The 11,027-nt window shown below is 45.2% G+C and carries 9 protein-coding genes; 1 reads left to right on the forward strand and 8 read right to left on the reverse strand.

The window, feature by feature from the left end:
* The first annotated feature begins 70 nt into the window (after nt 1-70).
* On the forward strand, nt 71-1,909 hold the full coding sequence (locus IQP38_RS11020; RefSeq protein WP_017633867.1) for an extracellular solute-binding protein: 1,839 nt from the start codon (nt 71-73) through the stop codon (nt 1,907-1,909).
* A 60-nt stretch (nt 1,910-1,969) separates the two neighbouring features.
* Here the strand turns inward: IQP38_RS11020 and IQP38_RS11025 are convergent, their stop codons facing one another.
* The 8 genes from IQP38_RS11025 to IQP38_RS26375 form a co-directional block, all read right to left on the reverse strand.
* Complete coding sequence (locus tag IQP38_RS11025) at nt 1,970-2,209, reverse strand: hypothetical protein (RefSeq protein ID WP_005385812.1); 240 nt, start codon at nt 2,207-2,209, stop codon at nt 1,970-1,972.
* A 206-nt stretch (nt 2,210-2,415) separates the two neighbouring features.
* Nucleotides 2,416-3,189 carry a hypothetical protein gene (locus IQP38_RS11030; RefSeq protein ID WP_017633868.1) on the reverse strand — a complete coding sequence of 258 codons (774 nt, stop codon included), beginning with the start codon at nt 3,187-3,189 and terminating at the stop codon, nt 2,416-2,418.
* 102 nt (nt 3,190-3,291) lie between these two features.
* Nucleotides 3,292-3,870, reverse strand: a complete 579-nt coding sequence (locus tag IQP38_RS11035; RefSeq protein WP_193837571.1) for a PqiC family protein — start codon at nt 3,868-3,870, stop codon at nt 3,292-3,294.
* Nucleotides 3,870-5,516, reverse strand: coding sequence for an intermembrane transport protein PqiB (pqiB, locus tag IQP38_RS11040; protein ID WP_017821656.1), 1,647 nt, complete (start codon nt 5,514-5,516; stop codon nt 3,870-3,872). Before pqiB ends, IQP38_RS11035 begins: the two co-directional genes overlap by 1 nt.
* Nucleotides 5,509-6,840 carry a paraquat-inducible protein A gene (locus IQP38_RS11045; protein WP_054729239.1) on the reverse strand — a complete coding sequence of 444 codons (1,332 nt, stop codon included), beginning with the start codon at nt 6,838-6,840 and terminating at the stop codon, nt 5,509-5,511. Before IQP38_RS11045 ends, pqiB begins: the two co-directional genes overlap by 8 nt.
* A gap of 303 nt (nt 6,841-7,143) precedes the next feature.
* Nucleotides 7,144-8,196 (reverse strand): c-type cytochrome, encoded by a 1,053-nt coding sequence (locus IQP38_RS11050; protein WP_193837572.1) that lies wholly within the window; start codon nt 8,194-8,196, stop codon nt 7,144-7,146.
* Between the two features lie 8 nt (nt 8,197-8,204).
* Complete coding sequence (locus IQP38_RS11055; protein WP_370687796.1) at nt 8,205-8,768, reverse strand: c-type cytochrome; 564 nt, start codon at nt 8,766-8,768, stop codon at nt 8,205-8,207.
* A gap of 277 nt (nt 8,769-9,045) precedes the next feature.
* A partial coding sequence (locus IQP38_RS26375) for a molybdopterin dinucleotide binding domain-containing protein (RefSeq protein ID WP_228010045.1) occupies nt 9,046-11,027 on the reverse strand: 1,982 nt, incomplete at its 5' end.

Consider the following 11,027-nt stretch of genomic DNA (forward strand, 5'->3'; position numbering starts at 1 on the left):
CTTTCTGTGAGCTTTCACACGCTGTCTTCCTTGTTACGACCTTAGTGCGCAAACACAACAAGGAAGAAACATGACTAAAAAACTGCCATTTTCAGTACTAGCAACACTGACCGCTGCCAGTTTTCAACTGAGTGCGGCAGAATTGCCAGCTGATATCGAATGGATTTCAAACAACAACGAACCTCTATTTGCCTCTGAAGAAGCGGTACGAGGTGGCACCTATCGCACTTACATTCAGAGCTTTCCGCAAACATTACGAAGTGTTGGTCCAGATGCGAACTCAGGTTTGCGCCAATACTTAATGGATGGTTCACCAAAACTGGCTCAGCGTCATCCAAATACTGGCAAATGGATCCCTCAACTTGCTAAGTCATGGGCATTTGGAGAGGACAACAAAACCGTATTCTTTAAACTCGACGAAACGGCCGAGTGGTCAGATGGTGAAAAAATTACAGCAGATGATTACGTCTTTATGATGAAGTACTACACGTCAAAAGACATTATCGACCCGTGGTATAACGACTTCTTCACAAACAGTATTGTGAGTGTTGAAAAAATTGATGACTACACGATCAAAGTCAATCTTGCTGTAGCTCAAAGTCATGACTCACTTATGGTTATGATTAACATGCCAAGTAATGGTTTTCAGCCTCGTCCTGAACACTTCTTTGAAGGAGAAAAGGACGCAAATAACGATGGCATGCCTGATAACTTCGTCAGAAAGTTTAACTTTAAATCTGAGCCAACCGCAGCGCCTTACTACATTGATCAAGTGAAGAAAGGTAAGAGCGTAACATTCAAACATGTCGGTGAAGATTGGTGGGGATACAACAACCGCTACTATAAAAACCGTTATAACGTTGAAAAGGTTCGCATTAAGGTAATTCGCGATCCTGATATTGCCATGAAGCACTTTGAGAAAGGCAACTTAGACTACTTTGAGATGGTGCTACCAAGCTTTTGGCATGACAAAACCAATAGTGATGTGTACAAAAAAGGCTATATCCAAAAGTACTGGGGCTTTAACGAAGCACCGCAAGGAGCTGGTGGTCTTTGGATGAACACAGCGATGCCGATGTTGGATAACCTAGAAGTGCGTAAAGGTGTTATGGCAGCCACTGACTATGACGGCATGATTGAAAACATCATGCGTGGAGATTATTCACGTAAACCGCATGGACTCGGCTTTGGTCATGGCGAATACGATGATCCTAACAATACACCGCCAAAGTTTGATGCTGATGCGGCGGTTAAACACTTCGAAAAAGCGGGCTTTGACAAAGTGGGCGCAGATGGTATTCGTGTTAACGACAAGGGCCAACGCTTGAGCTTTGCCATCACCTACGGATACAACTCTTGGACACCGCGTATTGCATACCTGAAAGAGCAAGCGAAACTTGCTGGTCTTGAGTTCACGTTAAACTTGGTGGATGGCTCATCTGCGTTTAAATACATTCTTGAGAAAAAGCATCAGCTAGCGTTTTTGAATATGGGCTCTGGTGAGATCCCTGCGTATTGGGAATACCTACACTCGGATAATGCAAATCGACCACAAACGAATGCTCACACCAACTACAGCAGCCCTGAGCTAGACAAGTTAATTGAAGCGTATGACTCTGAGTTTGATCAGGAGAAGCGTTACGACTTGTCGCATCAAATCCAAAACTATGTCAGCAAAGCAAATATCATCGTTCCTGGCTACATGGTGCCTTATTCTCGAGTTGCTCATTGGCGCTGGGTTAAAATTCCTAAAAACGGCATGACAAAAGCGACAGAATGGGTGCTTCATCCAATGGATATCGGTAATTTCTGGATTGATAACCAAGTAAAAGAAGAGACAGAGGAAGCGATGGACGAGGGTAAAACCTTCCCAGAATTAACGGTAATTGATGATCGTTACAAATTGTAAGTCATTAGTTTAGATAGAAAATGATAGCCCCGGTAATGAATTTTATCGGGGCTTTCTTTTTTACTTAATAAGGTAAGACACTTCTAAAAGGTAGGTTTTTGCATCACCAAGCAAAGAGAAAGCTTTATCGATGGTTTTAAATCGATCATCAAGCGAGTCGCTTGATATCAGCTGGCTGAATGTTTGCAACGAGAAAGCTTCGTTTGCTTTGAAGAACTGATGTACGTTTTCAAGCTGCACTTTATGAATATGCTCCACCTTATTTAGGGCGGTGGTTAAATCGGAAATGTTAATCGACATTGCTACTCGGGAACCTTATCAACAAGACCTATATGAGGTCATAGAGTGGGGTTTTATATTTTGCGACAGAGAGTAACACCGAAGAGCAATTTATAGTCTGATGAAGATCAATTTGCCTTATTTAAGCATCTGTAACGCGGCACTAGACGTGTACCTAGAGCTAGTACACGTTACAACGCTTGAATATAGGCTAGGGTTTCACCTGATCAAAAGTAAAAGCCAAGTCCGACTAAAAGCCCTTGAGAAGCCGTATCATATTCAAATACCTCTTCATTTTTGTAATCGACCCAGGTCGACTTGTAAGCTAAGTTGAGATCAGACCATTCGTTAAAGCGATAACGAACACCAGTTTGAATGGCATAAGTGAAGTGAGTATCGTTGCCAAGTCCGGCGTCGATACTGGCATGAAATCGCCAGTTTTCACTCAATTCATCAATGAGTCGCAAGCCAACTAAAAAATCGACCCAATCTTCTTGTAATGACAGTCTATCTTCTAGTACCCGGTTGTCATTACGATACAGCTTGCCGGTGATGTCATTGTCCCACCAACGTAATCCAAACATATAATCCAGTTTACCAAATGAATATTGTTCGCGTTGGAATGCCTTTGCTTCTAGAACACCTTGCCGTATTTCGATGTCCGCACGATAACGAGCGTTAGGCAGAGCGCCCTTGATATTATTAACATCACCACTTAAGTTCATGAAACTATAATCTATGTAGTAGCCCCACTTACTTTGGTAAATACTCTCGAATCGCAACATCGCCCCAATATCGAGGTGGTCTACTATGAACTTAGGATCGACATCCACCTCTGATGAAAAGCGACCAATACTGGTATCCCCGTGGATATTCAGTCCTAGCATGTACACTTCTATGCTATTTCGCCAACGAGATTCTTGTGTCTCGGCTGAGAGCGCTACTGATGTAGGTAATACAAGAATGAGTGAGGAGAGTGATAGCAGGTTACATGGTTTCATCCAATTTCCTTTTCGGCTTTTCGTCAGCTTTCAGCTTAGTAGAAGTCGCTACACTCTGCATAAAAAAGGGAAGCAACTTGCTTCCCTGTAATTAACATTGACTTAGAGTTGTTTGGCAATGTCTGAGGTTAGGCTTTCTATGCCTATGGATAAAGCGTTGACGAGCGCTTCATAGCCCTCATCTTGAAGCGGCTGAGAGATTTGTATTGGCGCGCTGTTTTCTACCTTACCTTCGGCATTAATGAGTAACCATTCCCCCTCAATTTCGATATTACCTTTGTAGCTGCCATTAAATTTATTTAACGTAAGCTGTAGTTTGGCTTCACCGCTTTGATCCAACAGATTATTCATTTCAGCCGGCCAGTAATGACTTTGCTTGTGGCGTAGTTCCGAGACGACTCTCTGAGTGATTTGCTCAGAAATACTGTGCGCCCATTGATTGTGCTTTGCCTGAATAACTTGGGTCTCAGAGGTTCGATAAACAATGCCATTATCATTCAAATAACTCGCCAATGTCACTGGACGAACAACTAAAGTTGGGCGCTGAGCGATATCAGAAGAGCTCAGCGTCACTGGTTCCGCCTTAGGTAGAAGGTACATAGCTCCTTTAGTTTGCGGAGCGCTACTGCAACCCGTTAGACCGACAAATAGCGCGATAGACAGAAAGAATACTCGTTTCATTAGTTTTTGCCTTTAACTGGTATTGGGTCACTGATTTCATCTTCTCCAAACACGAGAGAGTTTGGCTTTTCGTTTAGCTGTTTAAGTACGGGTTTAAACTCTGTCATTACGCTTTCTAATTCTTTTAGCGTGGCTTCCATTTCGCTGTACATGGTTGAGTTGGGCCCATAACCATCGAGTGTTTTTTGTAATTGCTGTAAGCTTTGGCGAATATCTGTTGGGATCTCTTGCGTCTCTTTTTGATTCAAAAGTTTATCAATACTGTCCGCCACGCGTTCTGCTGAAGCTAACGTTTTTTCGGACGTTTTTAACGTTGAATTGAGAGAATCTAACGTTTCTTCCATCGGTAAGTTATTAATCTTATTTAGGAAGTCGTTCACTTGGCGCTGAACCTGCGCAAAACCACCACGCATAGTTGGGAAAACATCTAAATCAGCAAACTTACTCGGTACGTAAGGCTCGTCATTTGGATAGAAGTCGGCGTCAACATATAGTGCGCCTGTTAATAAGTTACCTGTTTTTAAAGTACCACGTAGGCCTTTAGCAAACTCACTCTTCAATTTATCTTTTAACATTGGTAAAGATTGGGATTGGAAATCGCCATAAACACGGCCGAGCTCGATACGTACCAATACAGGAATTTTTTTCGCAGAAAAGTTCTCTTCTGGGGTTGGAAGTCGCATTGGTACACGCATCACAGTACCAATTCTCAAGCCTCGATATTCGACAGGTGCCTTACGTTTAAGTCCTCGTACCGATTCATCAAAAAGCATAACGAATTCAATATAATCATCGTACATGCCTTCTCGAAGTTGTTTAATATCATCGTACAAGCGGAAGTTGACCATATTTTCAGTGAGCTGTTCACCGGATTCAAGACCTGGAACGGTATCGAAGGTAACACCACCCGTTAGCATGCTCTCTAATGAGCCAAACTTGACTTCGAACCCTTCAGCGTTGAGCTGTAAATCTACGCCAGAATTCAGCCAGAACTTGGTACGAGTGCGCACTAAGCTGTCATAAGGCTTGAAAATAAAGAGTTGGTATAACGCTTTGCGAGTGTCAACATCAAAGCTGGTTTTCTCTACACGACCAACCGTAAAGCCTTTATAAATGACGGGGTCACCAACGCCTAGCTTACCAGCCTCGCGGTGTGTTAACACAAGGCGTAACCCCTCTGCATCAGGAGAGGCGACTGGGGGAACATCTAAGACCGTAAAGCGCTCTTTCTCTATCTTAGACTTACCCGGCTGAAGTTGGATATAAGCGCCAGAGAGCAAGGTCTCTAAACCTGAAACGCCATCACGGCCAATACGAGGCTTCACAACCCAAAACATGGTGTCATCTCGCAGCATGCGTTCTGCATCCTTGTTCATTTGTGCCTTAGCGATGATGTGATCGTAATTTTCACTGAGAGTGACTTCAGTAATCAGTCCTACTTTTACATTCAATGCTCGGATTTCGGTTTTGCCAACCTCAATCCCATCTGCGGTTGGCAGTTGGAGAGTAATTTGTGGGCCTGTACTGTTGATATATTGGAACAGCATCCACGCTCCCATGGCTAGCGCAAGGATCGGGACAATCCATATCGCAGAAATCTGCTTTTGCGGTTTTATTTGAGCGGTTACGTTGTTCTCATCACTCATATTTGGCTTTCTCGTTTAAGTTGTCAGAAATCGGCTCCTGCACTTCGTTTTGTGGCAATTGCCACAACAAACGTGAGTCAAATATCATTGCAGAAAGCATAGTAAAAATGACCACTGCCGCGAAAGAGAGCGCAGCAGGACCTGGATAAATCGCCATTAAGTTTTGCAGTTGAACCAGTGCAACTAAGATCGCGACGACGAAGATATCGATCATGGACCAACGGCCAATAAACTCAGTTATACGGTAGATCTTTAAGCGTGAAATACTCTCTTCGTGCGGAAGATATCGCGCTTTTTGCGCATTGTAATACAGCCACGCGAGTGCCAGCATTTTCGCCATTGGAATAAATACGCTAGCAAAGAAAATTACCATCGCAATAGGGTAAGAACCTAAATGCCAAAGCAATATAACCCCCTCCATGATAGTTGAACCTTCTGCATGTCCAAGACTTACGGTGTACATCATAGGGTAGAGGTTTGCAGGGATATAGAAAATGACTGAAGCAAACAAAAGCGCCCAAGCTTTTTGTAAGTTGTCTGCGGGGTTGTATTTGTGAATAGGGCTTTTACAACGAATGCAGTGTTGGTGTTTTTTAGCTTCAATAGGGTTGAGCTGGTGACACGTATGACAACCAATATGGTTGTGGTTATGGTGCGTATCACCCTCTTTTACATTAGATAGCTCGATAGCTGGAATAAAGTGCCCCCAGAGCCAGCTTTTGTCGACCATTGATATGCATTTGACTACCAGAACGGTATATACACAAAACGCCCAGAATGAAGTGCCCATTCCTATGTCTGCGAGGGAAGCGATTTTAATTAAGCTGACCAACACGCCAATCAAAAAGACATCCACCATTAACCAGGGTTCGACTCGAAACAGAAGACGGCATAAAACTTTTGCCATTCGTTGCTGCTTTTTAGAGGGGGTATGTTTACGTGCTTTTAATGCTTCAAGGTGAAGAAAGAGAATGAGGCCAACATAGATTGCAGGTAAAACGATAACTGTTGCGAGTAACAGCACACCCAAAAGCACATTTTGAAACTCAGCCAGCATTTTTGCAGCGTGCAACAAGGTGATTTCTTGCGACAACCCTTGCACGCTGAACGACATAAAAGGGAAAGAAATGCTTAGCACTAACATGATCAAACATGCCGATGATATGGCGATCACGCTTTGGTAAGGCTTGGCATTCACTTTAGTCAGCGAATGCGAACATCGAGGACATTGTGCTTTTTGCCCCTGTTCGATATCGGGAATGCGAACAACAAGGCCGCACTCTTCGCATGAAATTAACTGACGGGAATTAGGTTGAATACTCATCGGGTAGGTTTTAGATTCATTTGCTTTAAGAATACTCTTTTTTCACTAGGCACGCTTGTTTTGATTCAGGAGTTTACGAGTTTCTTACTTTTGGCATTAGAGGATATGAGAGATCTAAGACATAAACGAAGTCACGTTTGGTACAAGATTTTACGGCGAAGATGAGTATGTTGGAAGTCGAAAATAATGTGATATTGCTTGTCTGTGGAGGGGGGTAATTACTTGTTTTTAAGGGTAAGTAACCCTGCCCAGATAATCTGAGCAGGGAAAAAGAGCATTTTATTTAAGGTGCTTAGTTGTACTTTACTTGACCGTTCCGCTCTTAAAGGCATTGGAGCCGACTTGCGTACCGTTGAGCGTTTTGCCGTAATAGCCTTGGTGTTGGTGATATTTCTCCGCGTTTGCGGTGACATTGCCTTTGAATCGAGGATCTTGTGGACGCTCATGGCTGTTGACGTATGCTGCGACATCCCAAGCTTCTTGCTCTGTCAGCTGCACACTTTTCCCAAGCGGCATGTTTTCGTAAATAAAATAGGCCGCTGTGTTAATCCGGTGCATACCTGCGCCCCAGTTATACGCATATTCGCCCCAAAGTGGTGGAATGTATGAGTGGCCGTTGGTGTCTTTGATGCCAGAACCGTCGGCGCGATGGCAAGTTTCACAGTTCTTTTCGTAGACCAGTGCGCCTCGCTCTATTGATGGTTCTTGCTCAGGGGCGGCGATTTTTGGGTAGCCACGCCCAGAGAGATTACCTCGATTTTCAATTGGTAATGCTTGTGCGATGGCTTCGGGCAACGGGAAGTCTTTTGCTTTTCCACCAATTTGCAACGCTTTTGCGTCTAGCTCTGGAATGGGTTCATCCGCCATACCATGTTTGTCAAGCAAGCCGCCCATCGCTAACCAGTAGGCGTAAGCACTAAGGGCAACAATTTCTGGCGAATCGTAAGCGGGCGCTTTACCATTCATGGAATACTCGAAACAACCTTGGATACGGTCAGCATAGCTGTTTACGCGATCGTTTTTCTTACGATATGCAGGGTATGCCATGTAAGCTGCCCACAGTGGCGCAGCGTTTGCTTTTCGTCCTGCCTCCATATGGCAGTTCACACAGTTTTGTTCGTTGCCAACGTATTTTCCGCGCATTTGTTGTGAGTTAACAAAGAGCGAGTAACCATGTTTTACTTGCTCACCAAATGCGGTGTTTGGGATTGTGCTGAGATCACGCGATTTTAAGTATTCACCGTGCTTTTCTTTTTCTATCGCAGGTAGCTCTTTCTGGCGGTCCGGTAATGGATCGTTAGCTAGTACGAGCGTAGAAATGAAAGGCAGTGCGAACAAAGAATAGAAACGTTTCATGACTGCTCCTAGTAACGTAATGAGGCAAAGTAGTAAGCAAGATTTTCGATCTCTTTGTCAGTGAGATTTTTTGCGATGGTCCCCATCATATTGAGCGGGTCGCCACTGCGAGTGCCGTTTTTCCATGCCATCAATTGCGTTTTTAAGTAATCAGCATGTTGGCTTGCGAGGCGAGGGAACTTGTCGACGCCCATACCGCTGGCTCCATGACAAGTTGCGCAAGCTGGAATATTTCTATCCCAATCGCCTTGGAAAATTAATTTACGATACGGGTTACGAATATCAGCTTGGTCGCCGCGTTGTTCTGGATTCGTGAACTCATAGCTCGGGAGGTTAGCAAAGTACTCCATAACTTCCTTACGGTCTGCGGGATCGCTGAGTTCCTTCGCCATGCCTTGCATGACCACATTTTGGCGTTCGCCACTAAGGAATAGTTCGATTTGAGTGTTGAGATAATTCGCGTTTAAACCAGCGATCATCGGCGCGATATTTGGCTGTCCCATGCCATCTTGGCCGTGACAACCGCTACATACGCTGGCTTTTTCCGGAATAGACGAGGCGCTTGCGCCCATAGTGGTTGCTAACAAACAGGCCACCACCACTGGAAGAATTTTTGACATGCTGACTCACTTTAATTTTTATTTATATGTCTAAGTGCTACTTGGTAGTCACTTGGACGATATTGTCGGCCTTGTCAATAATGAAAGGTATTGTGGATTTCCACATATTTAATAAGTGTAAATGGCCGTATTTGTTTTTATTGGTTGTTCTATAAGCGATAAAAACAAAGTGGTGAAGAGCTGCACAAATCGGCAGCTCTAAGTGGTAGAGACGTCTTAACGTGCGGCGTTACGCTTTGCGGATTTTGGCTGGTAATGATTGACGAGCCGCGGCTCCTACCACCCAATCTAACAACACGCCTTTCCCTTCTCGGGTTGGGTCAATTAATCCGATGTCGTTAATGTTGACTCCATCTTGGCTGCGAGTTTTTACGGGTTGTTGTTTATCGCCGATCCAGTGCGAGCGTTGTCCTAGCTCGGTATGACCAAATCCATGTTCAAATCCGAGTGTGCCAGGGCGAATTCCGCTGACTATCATCGCAAGTGCTTTGGTGCTTGCAGATGGTGTCTCGATAACAAACTCATCACCCGTTTTAATGCCTGCGCGCTCGGCATCGATTGGATGGATGTACACTGGGTTTACGCCTTTAATCGAGTTCAACCTTGGCGATAGGTTGGATACCGCACTGTGAATGTTGGATTTAAAGTTCGTCAGGCTGAAAGGCCATTCTGAGCTTGGGAACTGGTCTTCCATTGGTGTGCCATCGGCCAGCTTTTGTGGATGCCATGTTGGGCAACCCGTGTAGAAATCACCGGTCATGGTGTTTCTTGCGCTGCCGACACGTTCATTCCATATCGCGACAGGTCGTGTCCATTTGTGCTTCATTTGCTCACCTTGATACGCTTCGGTTGCATTTTCAAAACGTCCACCGCGAGCAAAAATAAACGCCACACGTTTCATCTCATCCGCTGTCAGCGTCTTCTGCATGGCTGGCATTAAACGCTCTAGGCCGGACCACGCAATGTCTTCTGCCGAAACTTCAGGCACCCCGCCTTTCACATAAGCCAAGTTTGCCGCGGAACGTAAGTAGAAATCTTCAGCGCTGTGGAGAGCGTGCCAATTCCCTTGCGCATCTTGAATCGCGTTGTCACCAAAGCCGCCTAGTTGCATTTTCTTGGCGACATCAATCAAAAAGTTTTCTAAGCAAATCGAACGACCATCGGCGGTTTTCTCTGTTCGCGCTTCCACAATCGGCCAACGAGCGGTGACGGTTTTCACCGGAACGTCGTGCCAAGGCGTTGCCATACCCCAGCTTTCGTAGGTGACCGTGTCAGGTACAATATAATCCGACAACGCGGTGGTTTCGTTAATGAACGCATCAACAGACACAATCAAACCGAGTTGTTTTGGATCTTTAAGCTTGTCTTCCAGCAGCGTTTTCAATCCGGGTACACCATACATCGGGTTCGCCATGTGGTTGATCCACGCTTTAACGCGGTATGGATACCCATCAATAGCCGCAGACAGATGCTCTGTCAGCAGTGGCGCGGCAAACGGATACCAAGGGGCGCGAGTTGGGTAAGGTGATTCACCTGCCTCAACGCGACGTTTGTATTCGCTGGTTTTGTGGTAGGGGAATTTACTGCGCGACAAAAAGACGCCTTTCGGGCCGACTTTGCCAGCAAATTTGGTGAAGTCGTAACGAGGACCCGCAGCGGAAGTTGGGTAGCCACCCGCTTTGGCCATCGCGCCGCCTTTCATATTTATGTTACCAATCAACGCATTGAGCATCATGATGGTAAACGAGTTATAGAACCCATTGGTGTGCATGTTGCCACCGTGGGTATCGACCACCGCTTTTGTTCCGTGACTGGTGAAGCGCTTTGCTAGTTCAACAACTTGTTCGACAGGGATTTCACATTGTTGGCTGTAGAACTCAAGACTGTATTTGAACGCCTCTTCTTTGAGTCTTTGTAGAGACGATTTTACGCGCACTTCGCCCGATGCAAGCGAAACCGTTTTATCGATAAACAGTGCCGCTTCCTCAGCTTGGGTATGAACACCAAATTCGCCGCTTTGCTCATCCACGATGACGTACGGGTCGGAGTCAGACAACGCTTCGCCCTCGAATGGCAGATTCAAGTCGGACGCGCGTAAAAACGTGCCGTTTCTCGGGTGCTGATTATCGCTTATCACGAGATGCGTAGCATTACACCAGTGCGCGGTGCCGGCTCGTTTCATCGCGTTTGCCCCCGGCTGCGCCAAGAAGG

The organism is Vibrio sp. OPT41 (assembly GCF_015163595.1).
In the GTDB taxonomy this organism is placed as follows: domain Bacteria; phylum Pseudomonadota; class Gammaproteobacteria; order Enterobacterales; family Vibrionaceae; genus Vibrio; species Vibrio alginolyticus.